The organism is uncultured Allobaculum sp., from assembly GCF_948576815.1.
GTDB classification, from domain to species: Bacteria; Bacillota_I; Bacilli_A; order Erysipelotrichales; family Erysipelotrichaceae; genus Allobaculum; species Allobaculum fili.
Genome location: NZ_CAPAEZ010000020.1, coordinates 1 through 17708, shown reverse-complemented (window position 1 = coordinate 17708; position 17708 = coordinate 1). Strand labels below are relative to the sequence as shown.

The following is a 17708-nucleotide window of genomic DNA, read 5'->3' as shown; positions in this document are numbered from 1 at the left end:
TGTTAAAAAAACTCTGGATACAATAGGACCAGAGGTAACAGCTAATGAAAATTTCAACTTCGCTATATAAACAATCTCCAGACAATCAAAGATGGGATGATTATCACCCTTGTCAGGAATATGACATGCCTGATCGGTGCCCTAACTGTCATGCCTATGGATATTTTTCTATCGGTGGAGCCTATCAATCACCTGACAACTCCGATCAGTCAACCTGCCTTTTTTACTGCAATCACTGCCACCAGTTTTTTATCGCTGATTTTGATCGGGAACCTTATGCGGCCAATTCTCATAGTTTGGTGAGAATACACGAAGAATACGAATCACAGACTCAATTCAGCCGCTTTCTTCAAGAAGTATCTCATGAATTTTGCGAAACATATCGAGAGGCAATGGAAGCAGAAAAGAACGGATTAATGCGTGCCGCCGGCCCAACCTATCGAAAGGCTCTTGAACATTTAGTCAAAGATTTTGCTAAACACAACGCTCCAAAAGAGGCAGACAAAATTAATTGTCGGCCTTTAATGCAGACAATCAATGACTACATTCAACACCCATCTATTCTGCAGCTTGCTAAAGCAGCTACTTGGCTCGGTAATGACCAGACGCATACAGTTAAACAACATGAAGACTATGGCCTAGAGGATCTGAAACGTTTTGTTCTGGCTACAGCTAAATATATCGACTTAGAGCTTACCGCTGGGCAAGCTCTTGAGCTTTTAGAGCAGAAGCAATCGTAATTTCGAAATCCATTCGTTTGTTGATATATGTCTGAATCGTTTTTAAAAACTCAATATCTTTGCATTCTCGAAGTTTCGTAAGAATATCAGCTTTCTCTAACTGTGTCATATTTACTCCTCCTCCGGCGGCTATATGCCGCCCTTTTTTATTGCCCTCTCAAAGGTGTACCCGATCTCATCAGAATGGTTATGAGTGTTTAGCAGGCGCTTCGGGCCTGTAGAGAATTAGAAAGGAATTAGACGATCCGGGTACACGTTTCAAAGGGCAAAATGAAAAGCCGTCCATCTCTGGGCGGCTTTTGTACATTACCATTTTAGCATGGTTTTTTTTGTCAACTGTTGACGCTTTTGTGAATCGACAACCGTTAGAATTGTTTCCGAGGTCGTTTTGTTTAAGGAAGATCTCATCATGTTTCTTCAGTCCTGGCTGTCGAGCTTTCTCAAATAGTCAATTCTTCTCTTTCGCCATCTCCTTGAAGAAAGCAGCAGGATTCGATCAATCAATAGATACCCGACGATCAGTTTTACAAACACATTTATTACGATTTCCATAGTCTTCTTACAACAATCCATTTGTTTCGGCTATTCTCGCAGGCGTTTGCTCTAAGAATCTTTGAATGATTCGATGAACGCCTGCTTTTGTATACCCGATCTCCTGACCGATCTCCCAATAACGCTTACCCTCGATATAAGCCTTAACCAGAACTGGTGACGCCTCATCTTCAACCGATTCGATGAATCTCCGGATCCGCTCTGCCTCAAAACGGTACTGTGCAGCCTTTCTCTCTGCCTCCATCTGCTCCGATAAGATCTCAATGTAGATGGAGTCCTTGTCTTTGCCAGATCCGCCAGGTTCACGCTCATAGCGGATGCATCCAGGAGTCGCCAGATCTTCGTATTTCTCCTGAAGCATAAGCGCCTCGCGGTCTTTTTCGGCAGCCATAGCCAGCAGGTCCTGGTAGGACTCAAGCCGGCGTTTAACGGCTCTTACTTCGTATGAATTCACAGAAGCGGCCTCTTTTCGGTCTGAGCTTGCTCCATGTTGAAGTAATCCCAATGGTGGTTATCCGAATCATTTTTCCAGACGTGAACCTTCCAGCCTCTCTTCGCACGGTTAATCACAGCGTACATGTTCCCGTTTTTATCGATACAGACTCGTCTCACGCTAGCACCTCCTCGCCAGCACTGCGATCATGTCATAGACCTGATCAAAGGCCTCGAGCTTGCCAGCATGTACACCTTGGGCGTAGTCGTCGCCACTGTCAGCAGCCTTCTTGACTCTGACCGCCTCTTTCATGCATTTGACTTGGAGCTCTTTCAGCGCCTGGCGGGCGTTCAGTACGTCAATCTTCCGGCTCTTTGGAATCGGCTTAGGACGGCGGTTTTCCGCCCCGTATACCCGGCCGAGGCTCCGACGGCTCTTTTCGATCTGTCGCATTTTCTTTCCGTCTCCGGCAAGCGATGCCGATCTGTATTGCAGATCCAGATCAGCCATGCGGGTCATGTACTCGTCCTTGGTCATTTCAGATCCTCCTTGAGATCGAAATACACGGCATCAATTCCACCGTTCCAGTACTCGTTAGATTTGTCTTTTCGCTTCTGGTGCAGCTTTTTTCCAGACAGCTTATTTCGGTTGATCGCTTTGAGAACTTCGATTTTTGGAATGCTGGCATTAAGTCTGGCCTGCAGCTCTTCGACTTCCGCCCGATTCTCCAACATCATCATGAAGGCTCCGACAATGATGCCGACAGTTACGCCAGCGATAAGAGCGGCGATGGTCATCATCTGACGTCTCCCCAGACACAGCCATTTTTGATCTCCTCGAACAGCTGCCTTTCACAGGCCGAAATTACCCAGTCTGTGTCTTGCTGTTCTTCATCATTCTCGACGGATCTGTTGCCAATGCCGGCCAGCATATAGAACCGCCGGCAAATGCTTCCAAACGACGGCAGTTTGTCCGCCTCTTTAGCAGTTGTTTCTTTCTCTTTGATCTCTGTCATAATCGTTTCCATTCTCTCTTCCGCCATCTTTTCGGCGGTCTTTTTGATTTCCTCTGTTGCTACATGTTTAGCGGGATTCCGTTTAGCCTGTGCTTTTCGCGTGTGGAGGTCTTTTGGCGCACAATAGTAAACCGTTCCATCCGTTCCATCCGTTCCATCCTTCGTCGTGACTTTTACCAGATTTGCGGTTGCGCTGATCACTGTGACATCGATTGGTTTGGCGAACGTAAATCCAAAAGAATCACGAGTTCCGGCGGCAATATATCCTCTGTCGCCAGGTTTCCACTTTCTTAAACGTCCCATCACTCATCCCCTGCATGCGTGCCAGACTGCTCTCTGCGATAATCCAGCGCTTCTGCAATTTCGTCAGCTGTCCATTTGTGCCCGTCTGGCCCATTCGGAATAGCGATCCAGGGCGTGCCATCTTCAAGTTCGCCAGACTCGATGTGCTTGGCCAGCCAAATCTTCTCTTCGTTCGTCATTTCGTTACGCCCTCCATTGGCAGCACGGCATGATGTAATTCGCCGCATCCTTCGCTTCCTGGATGACAACTCCTTTATCGATCGCACCCAGATATGCCCATGGTTCACCGTCTGGGTCTCCGCCTTCTCCGCTGAACGCAAACGGACAGATATGACTACAGTCACAGTTGCAACAAGCTCCAGCGTCTTCGCATTCCGCAGCCATTTTCAGAAGCAGCTCATGAAGAACAAGATGCTCCAGGCTAGTAAGTCGTGTTTTCATTCTTCATCCTCCTGGTCTTTCTGATCGACATCGTATAAGCACACGCCTTGCTCATAGCGGCCGTTATGGCCAGTGAAAACGATGTTAAAGTGCGGGCACTCCCAGCATTGCATCCCTTGAGGGTGTTGATGGGTGAGCGGGCATTCAAACTTCCAGTTAATTTCTTTCATCGCTCTACCTCCTCGTCATCGATCAGTTCGCCATTGTCTTCCTCCAGCGGTTCTACGACGATTCCGATTCCTGGATCCTTTGACCAGAATTTGCTGCACCGCTCAACTACGATTTGTGCGTCGTCTTTCCAGAAGCCCATGCGTGTCATGACATCCTTAACCGTTTTGATCATGTTATCTGTATCGGGTCTGGTCGTTTTCCATTTCCACAGGTTGGACTTCTTTTTAGCCTGATATCCGAAAGTGACTGTCAGGCTGACCGGACCTTCGAGCGGCTTTTCAAGGCGGTAGGGAAGCAGCGCCGCTTTCAGCGTTGCCTCCCAGTCTTTGAGCGCCTTGGTTTTGTAGCTTCTTCCTGTTCGCAGATGACGCGTCCCGCTCTGATGCGTCACTCTGGCAGGCTCGCCAGGGATCCAAATGACTGTTTTTTCAGACATTGGAGGTTTCACCTCGTTTCATGCGCTGATTTTTTTCTGTTCCATGGCCGATATCGATGAAGTGAGTCCTGGACATCTCATAGATCCGTGACCCAAGAGCCGGGTCAATGGACATGAGTTCCTTGAGCCCACGTTCACCGCTGATGATCGTCAGCGCTTCATGGTTGTAGCGGTAGTTCAGGATCTCGTAAGCGATCTGAACGGCTCTGGCGTCGGATGCGACCTTCAGAAAGTCATCGATATACAGCACCTCGACGTCTTTGAATTCCTGCAGGATGTTTTTCTGTCTGTACCAGTCGACTGAAGTTTCACGAACAAGCTCTGGCCAGCTGATGAATCTGAGGATTTTCCCGTGCCTCAGAAGGTCGTTGGCGATGATCATGCATGCGAGTGTCTTTCCGCTGCCTGGCTCGCCACAAATGGAAAACCATCCGGACGGGTTCTTGATGTAGTCAACCATGCTGTTCATCACAGCCTGCTGGAAAGGCTCAGTCACCTTGTAGTCAGCGATTTTCTTACCTAACATCGGGCCAAGTCCTGAGTGATTGGCGTTGGCAACGATTCGCCTGCGCTCCTGGCATCCACAGAACTGATATGCAATGCTCATACCGTCCTCAGATGGAACTGCGATAAATCGCTTGTTTCCACACTCTTTACATTCGATTCCGTCGGTTGACGGGATCTTTTGAGCGTTGTATCGTTCGATATCCCTGCGTGTCCGCTCCCTGTATCTTTCGAATCGGTCAGACATTCCCTTCGTCTCCCCATGGGATGTCATTTGAGTAGTCTGAGTGGTACTCAGCTCCTCTGTAGGTGTAGCTTCCATTGGGTCCATAATCGTTTCCTTTCAGCGGGTACAATCCCTGCCAACTGTTTTTCACGGACTGCTCAAGGACGGCAATTTTTTGATCATCTGTCTGCCCGTACCTGTCGAGATCCTTCATTAGCAAGGTAAGTGCCCGTTCCGTTGATACCGGCTTCTTCTTCAATTTCCTCATCTCAAGGAAAGCCATCCAGGCATCGATAAGCTTCGGCGAGTGATAGCGCTCCTGGATCACAGAGCAGGCGTCGTATATAGGTTTTTTTCTTTCTTTCTTTACTTCTTTACTTCTTACATTCTTGTTAGTGGCCGATTGTTGGCCGATTGTTGGCCGATTGTTGGCCCTTTGTTGGCCGTCTCCTTGGTAGTTATCCCAATTATTCACGATAACTAAGGTATATTTGTTGGTTGTTTTGATGGCCACTTCGCCGGTCCTTTTTAGGTGATCTAGCGCTGTGCGAACCTGCTTAACAGACAGCCCCGTGGCCTTAGAAAGTGCATCTCTCGATGTAGTAAGTCCGCCCGCGGGGATCTCAACGCCTTTGTACTTTGTTGGCTCTCTGTTTGCCGCTGCCAGAAGATAGACGAACAGATGAGCCGTAGGCGGATCCGTGAACCATTCCCACTCTGTGATCTGTCTGTACAGCTTCACCCATCCTCTATCCATTCGTTTTTCTCCTGTCAGATCAGGTCATCAGCAGTGAATCTCTGCTGGACTGGATCAACAGTGATGACTTCAGGCGCTGGTGCCGGAATGCTTTCTACCGGAGCGGATACAGGCATTTCGATCGGTTCTGGCTGTGCCTGGTCCATTTCTTCACTGGCATACATTCCGTTCAGGTCGTTAGGAAATGCCTGTCTGAGAGCCTGTGCAACGGCTACTTTCTGAATCATCGTTGCCGGCTTTGTCGCCCACTGGCCGTTGATTTCTCCATTCGACTTTCTGCCTACATATTCATCGAATGAGACTTCTACGTGTTCCGGTCTGCCGCGGTCTTTTCGATAGACAGTAGCCCAGCCACCGACAATGTTTTCACCTTTAGCAGCCAAAGCACCCTGACGATATTCAAGTTCTCCATTATCGGAAAGAACGATGATCCCGTTCTCTTTACCGTCGTAGTTCGGATTCAGTTCCGCTCTTTTCTCCAGTGCTCCTTTACCGACGACAATTGATGCCGGCTGTCTATCCCCGTATTTAATGAGGTAAGCGTCATTTACAAACGGATTCAGCTTCTGACTTTTGCACAGAGCGATGAACATCATGACTTCCTGATCAGATACGGCTCCGTTACCTCTGACCAGGTACTCACGAACAGTAGACGTTGAAAGCTTGATCTCTTCTCCGTTTGCCAGTGCATAGGTCGTTGATTTATCCCGTGTTGCTGGTACCTGTCTGTTTGTTGATGGATTGAATGTGCTGTTCATGATTTCCTCCTAGAATTCAAATCTTTCCGGCAGACTCTCGTTCTTGCCGCGAATGTCTAAAATCTTGATTCCGATACTCTTCATCGCTTCAGCCAGAGCCATCAGCTGTTCTTTTGAAGCGTCGATCAGAAATGCTCTGCGATACGTCCTGTTCGAATGCTCTGTAACCGGAGCGGCTGGAACCTCACGAGCAGGAATCGTATCCGGCACAGGATTAGCAGTCGGTTTAGGCTCGATCATCCGAGCCTCTACCTGTGCCTGTCTTTCTGCTGCTCTTCTCTTTTCCTCCTCAACCCTTGCGAGTGCTTGTTGGATCCGTTCAACTTCCTGAAGTGCACCAGGCAGATTCATCGTTCTGTAAAAGCGCTCCATGACCATGCACTGATGTTCTTCCGGAAGATCTGTGATCTGAGCAGTCAAGACGCTTTCGTTAGCTTTAAGAACGCTGATTTCCGAAGCCATTTCAGCTTCTACATCTGCCTTTTTTGCAGTCTTGTTCATCCAGCTCTTATGAGCACTGAGGACAGCGGCAAACGGATAAAGCACGCCGCCCATTTCGTTCCACTGAGCTTCCAGCATCTCGGCCTTATGGGCCTTTGCTTTGTCATCGATCGCCTTGATTCCTTCGCCCAAAGCGGCAGAAGCGTCTTTGATATCCTTCTCGATGCTCATGATCTGGCTCTTATCCTGCTTCCAGGTCTTAAACACTTCGTTTTCAATGCGTTTTCGACTCTCGGAAAGCTGGGTAACAATGCTGTTGAGCTTCGCACGATCCTCTTTAGCGTCTTTGTAGTTTTCGCTGGTCACTACGTAGTTGTAATTTTCAAGTTCTGTTCTGACTGCCGCGGCAAGTTCCGCTGCATTTGTGGCCAGGACTCCATCTTTCATTGATGGAACTAATGCAAAAGTACTCATGTCTTCTCCTTTCAAATTCTGATTTCTACTGGCGGGATCTGTCCGCCGATGAAATATCTGGACCATGCTCCCGTTTCCTGACGCTTGAGCTCTTCTAAATCGCTCATTACATCCTGTCTTGAGTACGAGCGTTCAATGATCTCTGCTCTTCCATCCCAGAAACGCAGCTCAGCCGTCAGCGTCACGAAGTCAAACCCTGTAACCAGCAGTCCATGAAGGATCTGCAGGTAATACTCGATCGGAACGCCTTCTTTCCATTCCTGGTACTGCTGTCCGTTTCGGATGAATGCGGTTTTGATTTCCAGAATTCCTTTTCGCTCTGATGATCGATCCCAGATCAAACCATCCGGGCTGTATCGCATCCATGGGCTTTCTTTGGAAATCAGGCAGATGTTTTCTTCGTACTGAACATTCTGATCCAGATGCTTTGCCTGGTAGAGCGTTCTCAGAGCCGGTTCACAGGTCCGCCCATACTCAACTGCCGGGCCGCCTACCTCTTTTTTCTGGCCTTTGATCTTTTCAAACCAGAGTTCCTGAAGTGTCTTAAAATGCGAACAGCCACATAAAGGAGCAGCGTCTGATCCGCCTATCCCTTTTCCTCTGCTTTCAAGCCATTCATCGAAGGTTGTGAACTTTTCTACTAAGTAACAGTCTGTTTCTTGATATAAGTTCATGATTCACCTGTTAAAATTTGTGTGTTTGTTTATATCAGCCGCTTTGCCGAGCGGCCTTGGCTCTTCTGATTGCAGTCAGAAGGGCTTTTTTGATGCGTATCTCCACCGGTCTTTTCCGCCATGTCGCTGAGCGCCATGGATCCGATGTAGCTGGATACGGCAATCGCGAACGTAGCCATGAAAAGCCAGATGTTGCATGGTTCGTCAGTGATCCGCTCGCCGTCGATCAGGCCGGCCATGGCCAGCGCTGACAGGGCGAAAATTGCGCTGAGGAAGTGGGCGGCTCTGGTCAGTGCTTTTTTTCTGTTGGCTGCGCGCTGGAGATGCGAATAGCTCATGATCCAACATCCTCTCTTTCAATCGTTGGCAGGATGCCATTCGATTTGAGCAGGTCGTAAATGAACAGACGACCTTTCTGCGTCCAGCAAGTCCGTACTTTTGAATGGATCATTCCGTCAGATCCTGTATATGGATCCGTCTTTGTCTGTGTGTACCCTTCTGCTGCGTACTTCTGATAGAGCAGCCAAACGCTGCCCTGCTTGAACTGGATCCCCTTTTCATGCAGGAATTCATTCAGCCATCTTCCGGATTTACCAAAGTCTTTTGCGATCTTGCTGACACTCAGCAGGTCTTTGCAATTCAGACAAAGGTCGTAATACGTTGCTTTGGGCGTAAGCTCTGCAATCTGTTGCTGTTGGATCTTATTTGCCAGCTCGAGATTTTGCCTTTTCTCCCTCTCTTCCTTCAGGGCGGTAAAAGCCTTGATAGCAAGATCTGGATCATCAAGCAGCTGATCTACTGCGTACATCCCGGTCTGTCGGATCTTGGGCAAAACTTCGGACGTCACCCAGCGCTTGAAACGATGCAGCTTGTCGATTCTTTCTTGTGTTTCGATGGGGTACGCATCTGACACCCCATCGTGATTCGCTTTCTGTGGTTGCATGGCGAAGAGCAGAGAATACAAACCGCTCTCGTTTACAAAGATGGTTTTCTGCTTGCGCCCCATTGAATCCGTGATTTCTTCAATCCGTTTGTCGATCTCGTCTACACGTCCAAGACTGCGGTTATGGTTTTTATCGCCAAACAGGCGACAGATATCTTTACCGACAAGCCACGGTTCGCCCTGGATCTGTACCGTGCGGATCGATCCAAATTCCGGACTATCGAAAATGGTGAGTTCGTTCATCTCGTCACCTCTTCCTCAATTTCCGCGAAGTTGTAGCCGATGCTTACAGCCGAAATCGACGCTTCTTTCAAAACCTCCGAGATATAGTTGGCTACTGCAGCAGCTTCTCTCAGTCTTTGTGCGTTGTAATAGAGCCAGTCGTCTGAATCACGGCTATCCATCTTCAGCCCTTCAAGAAGATCAGGAAGCACCCCCGCGGCGCTTTCAATTCTTGACGTTGCGTTTTTGACTTTTTCAAAGTCTTCAGACAGATCCTTTTTGTCGATCATTTCCTGGAATGTCATCATTTCATCACTTCCTTTCCTACAGTCTTGCGAGTGTGCCGATTGCTTCAGCCAGAAGACTTTTCGCTTTCTGGCGCATATCCTCTGTGGATTTCGGATTGTTTGCCATCGCCAGGGCAAGCCCAACAAGCAGATCGGTCTGCACATCTTTGTCGAGCTTCTGAAGCTCATACGTGCTATCCATCAGCTGTACACATACGTCGATCGGGCGCAGGCACGATGAGTTCTCAATAGCTCTGGTGATGATGTCGTTGAAGTTTTTCATTTTTTAGTCACCTTCTTTCTATGCGTTTGCTCGCCAGCGGCGAATGGCACCTGTCAGCTGAAAGGCTTTGATGATGTCATCAGTCAGGTAACCAAGTTCGGTTTTGTGAATGCCCTGCTCTTTGAGTTTCTTGTTCACTGTCGGCTTCGATCGGCCGATGAGCAGGCAGACTTCTTTGGGTTTCAGATAGGGCTGGTCAAGAATCGCCAGTCTTTCTTCGTTAGTCATTTCCCCTCCATCTTGTCTTTAGGCAATATTCTTTGCTTATAAGCAATCTAAAGATCAAAAAAAATTTTACACGCCTCTTTTGCAGTCAGGCCGAGAGTATCAATGATGATTCTGATTTCATTTCGCGTGAAGTCGCTTTTCCCTGACTTTTTACGAGAATAGGTCGATTCATCAATACCGAGGGCATCGGCCATCTTGCTTGAGGTGAGTCCTTTTCGTTTTGCGAGATAGTCGAGCATCAAGCTATCCATTGTCTTCCTCCTTTCAAAGCAATAGTTAAGTGAAGCACCTTCAGTATACTTGCTTAAATGCAAATTGCAATGCGTTTAAGCAAGTTTTTGGCGAATACGAAATTTAACTAGCGTTTATGCAATCAGTTTGTATAGAATGGTTTCGAAATCAAGGAGGTAATTATGAATATTGGAGAATATCTTCGTGCTTGTCGCGAACAAAAACGTTTGACGATATCAAAAGTTGCTGAATATGTAGGGGTAAGTGAAAGTACAGTTTCACGCTGGGAACGTGGAATGATCGGTGAAATGGGCAGAACGAAAATCGCTAAGCTTTCAGAAATACTTGAGATTTCACCCGCAATAATCGTTGGCTTCGATGATTCCTCTAAATCTAATCAATCTATTCAAAGCCAATCCTTTTCTGGAGACGTAACTATTGCAAACGGAACTATCAATCAGACATTAAACCAATCATCTGATCACGAACTACTAAAAAAGATATTCGAACAAAATAACTTAATTCTTGAGTTATTAAGCAGAAAATAAAAAATGCTCCAGAAGCGGCAACTTCTGAAGCAAGGTTTATCCAATCCACCACAGAAAGGACATTGATATTATGGCAATTCAAAAAGAGAAGTTCAAAGGCAAGATGCGCTATCGTTTCAGAACCTACTACGATACGCCTGACGGTATTCATCGTCAGAAAAACTCAAAGTGGTTTGATTCGAAGAAGGAAGCCGAAGCAGCGGAAAGAGAATTTTTAAGTCAGCCTGTCCAGTCAGAAAAGAAGGGCAAGACTTTCTCTAAATTGATGGATGAATGGATCCGTGACGGCGGAAGAGATAATACCGCTGCCACCAGAGATGACAAGCGCCGGATCCTTACTCTGTATTGCCAGTCGCTCATGGACAAAAACGTATTCTCCATTACGCCAGCTGATATCCGAGATGTTCTGGAGGATGAACATTTCATCACTCTTTCCAGCTATCGGAAAAACAAGCTCTACACAGATCTGAATGGCTGCCTGGAGTACGGCTGCATTCACTGGGGGCTGCCTAGAAATCCGTTAAAGGGTTTTCCTCGATATAAAGAAACTACGCAAGAGAAGCTGAAAGAAGTTGAGATCCTCGATCGATATCAGTTTTCAAAATTTTTGGATGCTATCCCGGATAATCATCAGATCTATCGCGATCTGTTCTTCTGGCTGTACTGGACAGGTATGCGAGCCAACGAAGCAATGTCCCTGACTTTTGCAGACATCAAAAGAGGACGTGCAAGAGTCTGGCGGCAGTGGGATAAAGACACGTCAGAATTCAAGCAGCTGAAAACAAAAGGAAGTGTCCGTTCTGTTCAGCTGGACGACGACCTTCTTAACGTCGTCGATCGGCTTAGAGAACATTACGAATCCTTTGTACATTTTTCTGAAGACTGGTTCATCTTCGGCGGTCCGCGTCAGCTTGCTTACACGACTGTACAGCGGATCAAAAACAAAGCACTGGATGATGCTGGTCTGCCCAGAGTCAAAATTCACAGCTTCAGGCACTCTCATGCATCCAATCTGATCGATGCAGGCGTACCGCTTTTCAAGATTTCAAAGCGTCTGGGTCACTCTTCTGTATCGATGACAACGGATATTTATGGACATCTTCTTCGAGATGAAGATGATGATATTATGAATGCCCTCAAATTCAAATAAGACATTTTTAAGACATTCTAAAAACACAAATAAAAAATCCCCTTTATATAAAGGGGAATTACATTCATGGTCAGGATGGCGGGATTTGAACCCGCGCTCTCTTGGTCCCGAACCAAGCACTTTACCAAACTAAGCTACATCCTGTCGTGCGTGATTTATATTATCACTTTATTATGAAAAGGCAATGAATTGATCCAGAATTTTTTCACTTTCCAGTTAGACGATTTTAACCTAAGTCATTCCATCCAGACATTAGCATTCCAGTTAGCCAGGAGGTATTCGAGAACATACAAGTTTGGACTGACAGACCAGACAACAATACAACAATATCGAGATAACACATGTTCATTCCTTCCAAATCTGTCAGTGCTCGCTCCATTCAGTTCACTGTCTTTTCCAGGAAACCCGAACATTTTCCCTTTTCACCCTCCCTGCCCTTCCGGCAATTCAGACCGCGTTAAGTCTTCGCATATGACGAATCGTATGCGGATTTTGCTTCTTTTTGAAAGAATGATGTGATCTTTTACTATCGTCGTTATTACTTTGAATTGTAACTGTTAACTAAATGGAAGATCCCGGAAAGGAAGAAAAATATGAAGAACAGCTACAGATTCAGGGGCATCTGCCTGATCAGCGTCATGGCTCTGTCAGGATGTGCTCAGACTTCTTCAGCCGATCAGCAGGAGCGTCCCGCCCAGAATGAAGACAGCCTCCTTGCCGCCAGTCAAAGTGAAGAAAGCTCCTTTTCAAATCCTTTTGAAAGCACAGGGCGGTCACAAAGTACAGTGGACTGGCAAATCGGCCGCTATGAAGTTCAAAAATCTCTGTAAGCCTATTCCGACTTTAAAGACGGGAAAGGGTTTGGTGTAATCATGCCTACCTATTCCGGAGGCGACATGGTCGATATCGTGAAATTTGTTTCCGAAGGCAACTCTGTCTGGGCACAGACGAAGGAAGACTTCTGGATCTGTACAAGCGATGCCAGAGGGACGTACCTGATGAGCTGGACAGACGAAGATGAGGTTCGCCAGAACATGATGGATCGAATCGGCGGTGTCTAGCACGGCAATCAGGCGGAATGGGTCTTCCGTGATAATGAAGTGGAAGTGACTCTTGATGACAGCAATGGTTTCCGCTCTGGCGAACGGGACAGTACCCTGTGGAGCATTCGGGATGAGAACTCCATCTATTTTCGAGATGTCATTTTTAACACTACCACCCTGCCCGATGGCGATCTGCTGCTTGAAGAAACGCAGGGAATTAACACCTTTCGTCTAAGAAGAAACCTTCCCGATCCTGGCACAAATATTCTGACCAGCGATCTCGAAGGATATTCCGAACCCGATCTGGCATCGGATACAGACAGCGGTCTGAAATTTCCAGCAGGCGCTTCCGTTCTGCTTGCGGCTTTCACTGTAGACCTGGACGGCAATCTCTGGGGATACTGCTACACTCCAGGTACATTCACCCCTGAGGTATGACTGCTTTGTCAGGAAGCGAATGGATACTGGAATATCCGTGGACGATAGAAAGGAAAAATGCAGAAAATGAAGCGAATGAAAAAAGCGGTACTGCTCATGATGGTTCTGACGATGACTGGATGTACTTCAGCAAAACCAAAAGATACTTCTGCTCAGCCAGAGGAACAGCAGTCTTTCACGCAGGCGACAGCGAGCGCAGAAGAAAATTCGAATAAAACGGTTTTTGCTGCTAAAGCAGATTTGGGAAAACTGGATGAACATCCCAAACGCTTTCAGGATCAGGGATGGATTATCAAAAAGGACGGTCTGTATGGATACGTCGATCAGAATGGAGAAACCGTCGTCGACTGTCAGTACAAAAATATGCAGTATTTCACCGGCCCAATTTTTCTCATATTGAATCCTGTCTTCTGATCAATGACGACGATTGGGATCACTCCGCCCTGCTTCCTACAGCGCTGCCGCCAGAAGGCGCGTTTGGAGGAGGCGGCACGGCCCAGACGCAGCGCTACTATCTGACAGACGACCACTGCGTCATTCTCAGAGATTATACGGGGGCTCTGCTCAGTTCTCCGACCTTCGCGCCGTCTGCGGTGATGCGTCTCCGTATGGATGGTACAGAAGTGGAGGATGAAGCCAGCTCAGAATACTACCTGTGGCTGCCGGAATTCGATCAGATCAGCGGGCCGTACAGTCCAGACCAGGGACTCTGTCTGGGTCAGGAAATAACAGCGAGCGGACAGTCAACCGCCTATATAAGACAGGAATTATCGAATCTGCTTTGCATTCCCGCCGGTCAAGAGTATATGCTGCTCAATGCCCGCGTAAATAAGGCCGTCCTTGGCTTTGACCAGGGCGACTTTGTGGACTTCGATGCCATTGCCGGCAAAACCTGCGAAACCTGGTATTTGTTTGATGAAAATCTTGATCCGATCTATTGCGCCGACATTGAGAGCGGCGCTATGCCGATCGGTTCCAATGTTCCGATTCTCCAAAACGGAACCTGGCAGCTTGTGGATCTTAATGAGCTGCAGAATGCCAGTTATTCCAGCACTAAAGAACCCGAAATCGTAGAGCCCTATTTTGAAAAAAAGAACCAGACAGCACTTGCCGGTTATCTGACCAATTACGATATGACGATACGCAGCCAGCCTGACCGTTCTTCCGCAGACACAGGTCTCTGCAGGGCAGGACATTATCTTCTTGTTCAGGAAACCTCGCAGGCCAAAGACGGATCGTTATGGGGCAAACTCTGGGATGGTCGGTATATCTGTCTGCAGGATGATGAGTATATGTACGCGCGCCAGTGGATCTGACGTGTTCCGATACGAGCACTTTTGAAGAACGTTTTGAGGATATTATTATCGACCACTATATGTGGCTGAACGAACCTTCTGGATTCTATTCCTGTATCACAGATGTTCAGCAGAACGGCCCTGTATTCACCTGTACCCTTCGTTATTCGGACGGTGAGGAAGAAGTCGCAAGGCGCAAAGCAGCCGGCCTCATGGTCTCCGCAAACGTTGCCGTGATGGACGTGTATGTCAACGTTTCAACCGGTGCTGTGAGCGATTCACTGCATCAGGATGACTGGAACTTCAAATAAAAGCCAATCCAGCCAGAGTTCGGATTTTGCAGATCCGAACTTCGTTTTTTCCTTGTCCTGTCTTTCGTTAAAAACAAAAAAAACGGATGAATGGAAAGCGTAAAGGCAGCAAGAACGGCCAAACGAGGCCCTCAGCTGCTGCATTTACTGTTTTCATTCATCCGACTTTCTCAGAACGACAGGCTTGTGCAGCTGTGTCCAGCGAAAGAAAGCGCAAATTTCTAAGTAAGAATTCGCGGAAGATTATGGCTTCAGCGCACTGAACTGATCCATGAGAAATTTCTTGGTGGTTACGGAATTGGTGAAGGCCGCATAGATGCATTTGCCCTGCTGACGAATCAGCCAGCTGGTTTCCGGCATGGCAATCCAGACTTCCTGAATATGCTCCCCTTCTTTTGAAAGCTCATAGGCGCTTTCTTCTTTTGGAAGGAGATACGCAAACGCTTTGCCGGCGGCTTCTTCGTCCGCAAACCAGGCGCAGACAATCCCCATTTTTTCACCTTGTTCGGTAGAGTACTGCCCCATAGTCAGGTTTGTGGGGGTACTATCTCCAAAAATCGAGGTGCTGCCTGGCTGTCCGACTTCCACATACCATCCGGCATTGGAAAGTATGGAATTCAGGGTGTTCTGATCCAGGACCGGAACAAGATCGGCTTTTGCGACCGATACGGACGAAACCGAAGATTGGGAAGAAAGAGAAGATGAACGATCCGAATGAGAAGAACAGCCGCCAAGAACGAGCAGACCGCCTAAGAGGCATACGGGAATTCGTTTCATTTTCTTTCCTCCTTTCACACTGAGATGCCAACAGGGTTTGCGAACCCCTGAAAGCGGGAATAGTTTTTTATACCCCGTTTTCTTTTCGAAAAGCGGGCCTCACCTATTTTATAGAATTTCTTTAAGAAAATCATCCTATCCGTTTTTCCGGTCCTGACCAGGCTCCTTACATTCTGTTTGCATCCTGGCAGAACGTTTAAAATACAGATCTCTTCATTAAAGGGAACAAATTCATTCCCTTCCTTTTCTCCTTGCAAACACCATTTCTAAGCCTCTTACGCGTCTTTATTTCGTCTGAATTGTGCTGCCGTCCCCGGATCTGATAAAGCATCGGATCCCGCATAAATCGGGAAATACGAATCCGTTTTCTGCAAATTTCCAGATTTCATTTTAAAGGTGAGGTATACGCGCTAGATTAATACTATATTCATTTTTTTGATTCCAATCCATTCATTTTTTTGATTCCAATCCGCAATAAGAGAGAGGTCACTCGTCTTTTGGCAGAACTTCTGGAGGTTTTATGATTGAGCTTCAAATCCAGCTTCTTGCCTTTTTGCTGATCGGGTATTTTCTGGGAAAGCGAAAGATCATTTCCCGATCTGGTGCGACGCAGATCAATGCCCTGGTCATGAATCTGATTCTTCCCTGCTCCATTTTTCATTCGTTTCAGACCGCGCTGACGACAGAAATTCTGCAGTCTACCTTTTCCATTCTGATCATTGCGATCCTCAGCCAGATTCTGTTCATCTTTCTGTCGAGATGGATCTGGAAATGCGTATCCGATCCGGGAAAGCGTCTGAATCTTGAATACGGTACGGTATCCAATAATGCGGGGACGCTTGGACTTGTCGTCGGCCAGGCCGCTTTCGGGCAGGAAGGCGCTTTGTATACGTCGATTTATGCCATTCCCCTTCGCATTGTGATGTGGTCCTATGGACTGATGCTCTACAATTCGAAAAGCACCGTACGCTTTTCTGCGCTTCTGAAGAAAACCCTGACCAATCCATGCATGATCGCCATTTTCGCGGGAATTTTGATGATGACTGCTCAGAGTTTCGGATGGGTTCTGCCCGCTATGCTCGACAAAATCATCGCTTCCATCGGCAGCTGCAATACCGTACTGATCATGCTCGTGATCGGGATCATTCTTTCGGATATTTCCGTAAAGGATCTTTTTGAACCTTCCGTTCTTCTCTATACTGCTTTGCGTCTGGTGATCATTCCTGCCGTCTGCCTGATGATCCTCGCTCTTCTTCACGTTTGTGCCATGCCTCTGATGATCGTAACGCTGGAAATGGCCATGCCGGCACCGGTGACAATGGCCATGCTTTCGCAGAAATATCAGGTCAATGAAGCCTTCGCCAGCAAGATGATTTTCCTCTCTACCGTTCTTTCGATGGTCACGCTCCCCGCCTGGACCGCCCTGCTCAAGCTCTGGTCCTAGCCGATTCCAGTCAGGCATTAGAAAGAGTTTTTCCTGATGGGAAGACTAGAATATTCGTGTAAGGAAGAAAGCGAGGCTTTATACCTATGAATAAAGATATTGTTCTTGAAACACAGTCTGAGCTGACACGTCCAGCCGTTGATCTGGCTGAGGAAATCTATAACCACCTGATCAAGGCACAGTCCGTTCTGGATCTCGTCAGCAATTCCATCGAAGAAAAGAACGCCGATAATAAACTGGATCTGGCATCCGAACTCAACTCCCTGGTTGCGGTATACGATGAACTCGAGCATGCTCTGGGTGACAGCGAGTCCGTTCTGAAAGCACTCAAGGAAGACGAAAAAGTCGACGAAAAGAACGCTTAGGTTCCCTGTCGCTGCGAAAATCCAATCACAGATTCTGCTCCCTTACGGGAGCTTTTCTTTTGCGCCATGGAAATCCGCTCTGCTGTGACAAAGGCAGCCATTGTTTCCAAACACGATTTTGAGTTAGGCGTTCTGATTATTCCCTTGTATGATAAGGGGTATGAAAGCAATGCTGTTCACTTAAGCTTCACAAGTGAGCAGTGCCTTGCCTTTCTAGT

32 protein-coding genes, 1 tRNA gene and 1 pseudogene are annotated in these 17708 nt (G+C 47.3%); 12 read left to right on the top strand and 22 right to left on the bottom strand.

Going from position 1 to position 17708, the window contains the following annotated elements; genetic code table 11:
• The first annotated feature begins 44 nt into the window (after positions 1 to 44).
• A complete protein-coding gene (locus Q2J39_RS04205) occupies positions 45 to 740 on the top strand; it encodes a DUF4145 domain-containing protein (RefSeq protein ID WP_288339167.1) in 696 nt (231 codons plus the stop codon).
• Between the two features lie 559 nt (positions 741 to 1299).
• On the opposite strand, the gene Q2J39_RS04200 is transcribed toward Q2J39_RS04205, so the two are convergent.
• The 20 genes from Q2J39_RS04200 to Q2J39_RS04105 form a co-directional block, all read right to left on the bottom strand.
• On the bottom strand, positions 1300 to 1746 hold the full coding sequence (locus Q2J39_RS04200; RefSeq protein ID WP_288339168.1) for a DUF1492 domain-containing protein: 447 nt from the start codon (positions 1744 to 1746) through the stop codon (positions 1300 to 1302).
• Positions 1743 to 1904: a hypothetical protein gene (locus tag Q2J39_RS04195; protein ID WP_300968123.1), complete on the bottom strand. Its 162-nt coding sequence runs from the start codon at positions 1902 to 1904 to the stop codon at positions 1743 to 1745. Before Q2J39_RS04195 ends, Q2J39_RS04200 begins: the two co-directional genes overlap by 4 nt.
• Before the next feature lies 1 nt (position 1905).
• Entirely contained in the window at positions 1906 to 2262 is a 357-nt protein-coding gene (locus tag Q2J39_RS04190; protein ID WP_288339169.1) for a hypothetical protein, read from the bottom strand.
• Positions 2259 to 2525, bottom strand: a complete 267-nt coding sequence (locus tag Q2J39_RS04185) for a hypothetical protein (RefSeq protein WP_288339170.1) — start codon at positions 2523 to 2525, stop codon at positions 2259 to 2261. Before Q2J39_RS04185 ends, Q2J39_RS04190 begins: the two co-directional genes overlap by 4 nt.
• Positions 2522 to 3043, bottom strand: coding sequence for a hypothetical protein (locus Q2J39_RS04180; protein ID WP_288339171.1), 522 nt, complete (start codon positions 3041 to 3043; stop codon positions 2522 to 2524). The genes Q2J39_RS04185 and Q2J39_RS04180 overlap by 4 nt, the downstream gene beginning before the upstream one ends.
• Complete coding sequence (locus Q2J39_RS04175; protein ID WP_289068889.1) at positions 3043 to 3222, bottom strand: hypothetical protein; 180 nt, start codon at positions 3220 to 3222, stop codon at positions 3043 to 3045. The genes Q2J39_RS04180 and Q2J39_RS04175 overlap by 1 nt, the downstream gene beginning before the upstream one ends.
• A 4-nt stretch (positions 3223 to 3226) precedes the next feature.
• Positions 3227 to 3484, bottom strand: a complete 258-nt coding sequence (locus Q2J39_RS04170) for a hypothetical protein (protein ID WP_289068890.1) — start codon at positions 3482 to 3484, stop codon at positions 3227 to 3229.
• A complete protein-coding gene (locus tag Q2J39_RS04165; RefSeq protein WP_288339173.1) occupies positions 3481 to 3654 on the bottom strand; it encodes a hypothetical protein in 174 nt (57 codons plus the stop codon). The genes Q2J39_RS04170 and Q2J39_RS04165 overlap by 4 nt, the downstream gene beginning before the upstream one ends.
• Positions 3651 to 4091 (bottom strand): RusA family crossover junction endodeoxyribonuclease, encoded by a 441-nt coding sequence (locus tag Q2J39_RS04160; RefSeq protein ID WP_288339174.1) that lies wholly within the window; start codon positions 4089 to 4091, stop codon positions 3651 to 3653. Before Q2J39_RS04160 ends, Q2J39_RS04165 begins: the two co-directional genes overlap by 4 nt.
• Positions 4084 to 4698 carry an ATP-binding protein gene (locus Q2J39_RS04155; RefSeq protein WP_288339175.1) on the bottom strand — a complete coding sequence of 205 codons (615 nt, stop codon included), beginning with the start codon at positions 4696 to 4698 and terminating at the stop codon, positions 4084 to 4086. Before Q2J39_RS04155 ends, Q2J39_RS04160 begins: the two co-directional genes overlap by 8 nt.
• 136 nt (positions 4699 to 4834) lie before the next feature.
• Positions 4835 to 5578, bottom strand: coding sequence for a hypothetical protein (locus Q2J39_RS04150; RefSeq protein ID WP_288339176.1), 744 nt, complete (start codon positions 5576 to 5578; stop codon positions 4835 to 4837).
• A 14-nt stretch (positions 5579 to 5592) separates the two neighbouring features.
• Complete coding sequence (gene bet / locus Q2J39_RS04145; RefSeq protein WP_288339177.1) at positions 5593 to 6336, bottom strand: phage recombination protein Bet; 744 nt, start codon at positions 6334 to 6336, stop codon at positions 5593 to 5595.
• 9 nt (positions 6337 to 6345) lie between these two features.
• A complete protein-coding gene (locus tag Q2J39_RS04140) occupies positions 6346 to 7251 on the bottom strand; it encodes a DUF1351 domain-containing protein (RefSeq protein ID WP_288339178.1) in 906 nt (301 codons plus the stop codon).
• 11 nt (positions 7252 to 7262) lie between these two features.
• Positions 7263 to 7925 (bottom strand): YqaJ viral recombinase family protein, encoded by a 663-nt coding sequence (locus Q2J39_RS04135; RefSeq protein WP_288339179.1) that lies wholly within the window; start codon positions 7923 to 7925, stop codon positions 7263 to 7265.
• Positions 7926 to 7954: 29 nt separating this feature from the next.
• Positions 7955 to 8263: a hypothetical protein gene (locus Q2J39_RS04130; RefSeq protein WP_288339180.1), complete on the bottom strand. Its 309-nt coding sequence runs from the start codon at positions 8261 to 8263 to the stop codon at positions 7955 to 7957.
• Entirely contained in the window at positions 8260 to 9111 is an 852-nt protein-coding gene (locus Q2J39_RS04125; RefSeq protein ID WP_288339181.1) for a phage antirepressor KilAC domain-containing protein, read from the bottom strand. Before Q2J39_RS04125 ends, Q2J39_RS04130 begins: the two co-directional genes overlap by 4 nt.
• On the bottom strand, positions 9108 to 9398 hold the full coding sequence (locus Q2J39_RS04120; RefSeq protein ID WP_288339182.1) for a hypothetical protein: 291 nt from the start codon (positions 9396 to 9398) through the stop codon (positions 9108 to 9110). The genes Q2J39_RS04125 and Q2J39_RS04120 overlap by 4 nt, the downstream gene beginning before the upstream one ends.
• 16 nt (positions 9399 to 9414) lie before the next feature.
• Positions 9415 to 9660 carry a hypothetical protein gene (locus Q2J39_RS04115; RefSeq protein ID WP_288339183.1) on the bottom strand — a complete coding sequence of 82 codons (246 nt, stop codon included), beginning with the start codon at positions 9658 to 9660 and terminating at the stop codon, positions 9415 to 9417.
• Between the two features lie 18 nt (positions 9661 to 9678).
• The gene (locus tag Q2J39_RS04110; protein ID WP_288339184.1) at positions 9679 to 9888 is read right to left on the bottom strand and encodes a hypothetical protein; all 210 of its coding nucleotides are present in this window, start codon (positions 9886 to 9888) and stop codon (positions 9679 to 9681) included.
• Positions 9889 to 9935: 47 nt separating this feature from the next.
• Positions 9936 to 10139 (bottom strand): helix-turn-helix transcriptional regulator, encoded by a 204-nt coding sequence (locus Q2J39_RS04105; protein WP_288339185.1) that lies wholly within the window; start codon positions 10137 to 10139, stop codon positions 9936 to 9938.
• A gap of 162 nt (positions 10140 to 10301) precedes the next feature.
• Between Q2J39_RS04105 and Q2J39_RS04100 the strand changes: the two genes are divergently transcribed.
• The 3 genes and pseudogenes from Q2J39_RS04100 to Q2J39_RS04095 all read left to right on the top strand — a co-directional run bounded on the left by Q2J39_RS04100 (position 10302) and on the right by Q2J39_RS04095 (position 11817).
• Positions 10302 to 10667, top strand: a complete 366-nt coding sequence (locus tag Q2J39_RS04100; RefSeq protein ID WP_288339186.1) for a helix-turn-helix domain-containing protein — start codon at positions 10302 to 10304, stop codon at positions 10665 to 10667.
• A 70-nt stretch (positions 10668 to 10737) separates the two neighbouring features.
• Positions 10738 to 10878: pseudogene (locus tag Q2J39_RS10775) on the top strand (Arm DNA-binding domain-containing protein); the annotation flags it as partial.
• A gap of 147 nt (positions 10879 to 11025) precedes the next feature.
• Positions 11026 to 11817, top strand: coding sequence for a site-specific integrase (locus Q2J39_RS04095; protein ID WP_289068891.1), 792 nt, complete (start codon positions 11026 to 11028; stop codon positions 11815 to 11817).
• Between the two features lie 67 nt (positions 11818 to 11884).
• Here Q2J39_RS04095 and Q2J39_RS04090 read toward each other — a convergent pair.
• Positions 11885 to 11961: transfer RNA gene (locus Q2J39_RS04090), tRNA-Pro, on the bottom strand.
• 449 nt (positions 11962 to 12410) lie between these two features.
• On the opposite strand from Q2J39_RS04090, the gene Q2J39_RS04085 reads away from it, so the two are divergent.
• The 6 genes from Q2J39_RS04085 to Q2J39_RS04060 all read left to right on the top strand — a co-directional run bounded on the left by Q2J39_RS04085 (position 12411) and on the right by Q2J39_RS04060 (position 14904).
• Positions 12411 to 12647 (top strand): hypothetical protein, encoded by a 237-nt coding sequence (locus Q2J39_RS04085; RefSeq protein ID WP_230267076.1) that lies wholly within the window; start codon positions 12411 to 12413, stop codon positions 12645 to 12647.
• Positions 12648 to 12689: 42 nt separating this feature from the next.
• A complete protein-coding gene (locus tag Q2J39_RS04080) occupies positions 12690 to 12878 on the top strand; it encodes a hypothetical protein (protein ID WP_288339188.1) in 189 nt (62 codons plus the stop codon).
• 39 nt (positions 12879 to 12917) lie between these two features.
• Positions 12918 to 13298 carry a hypothetical protein gene (locus Q2J39_RS04075; protein ID WP_288339189.1) on the top strand — a complete coding sequence of 127 codons (381 nt, stop codon included), beginning with the start codon at positions 12918 to 12920 and terminating at the stop codon, positions 13296 to 13298.
• Between the two features lie 66 nt (positions 13299 to 13364).
• Entirely contained in the window at positions 13365 to 13712 is a 348-nt protein-coding gene (locus tag Q2J39_RS04070) for a WG repeat-containing protein (protein WP_288339190.1), read from the top strand.
• A gap of 194 nt (positions 13713 to 13906) precedes the next feature.
• A complete protein-coding gene (locus Q2J39_RS04065) occupies positions 13907 to 14614 on the top strand; it encodes a hypothetical protein (protein WP_288339191.1) in 708 nt (235 codons plus the stop codon).
• Entirely contained in the window at positions 14605 to 14904 is a 300-nt protein-coding gene (locus Q2J39_RS04060; protein ID WP_230267081.1) for a hypothetical protein, read from the top strand. Before Q2J39_RS04065 ends, Q2J39_RS04060 begins: the two co-directional genes overlap by 10 nt.
• A gap of 243 nt (positions 14905 to 15147) precedes the next feature.
• On the opposite strand, the gene Q2J39_RS04055 is transcribed toward Q2J39_RS04060, so the two are convergent.
• Positions 15148 to 15681, bottom strand: coding sequence for a hypothetical protein (locus tag Q2J39_RS04055; protein WP_288339192.1), 534 nt, complete (start codon positions 15679 to 15681; stop codon positions 15148 to 15150).
• Positions 15682 to 16201: 520 nt separating this feature from the next.
• On the opposite strand from Q2J39_RS04055, the gene Q2J39_RS04050 reads away from it, so the two are divergent.
• Together Q2J39_RS04050 and Q2J39_RS04045 are read left to right on the top strand one after the other, a co-directional pair.
• Complete coding sequence (locus Q2J39_RS04050; protein WP_230267083.1) at positions 16202 to 17125, top strand: AEC family transporter; 924 nt, start codon at positions 16202 to 16204, stop codon at positions 17123 to 17125.
• A gap of 86 nt (positions 17126 to 17211) precedes the next feature.
• The gene (locus tag Q2J39_RS04045) at positions 17212 to 17490 is read left to right on the top strand and encodes a hypothetical protein (protein ID WP_230267084.1); all 279 of its coding nucleotides are present in this window, start codon (positions 17212 to 17214) and stop codon (positions 17488 to 17490) included.
• The last annotated feature ends 218 nt before the right edge of the window (positions 17491 to 17708 follow it).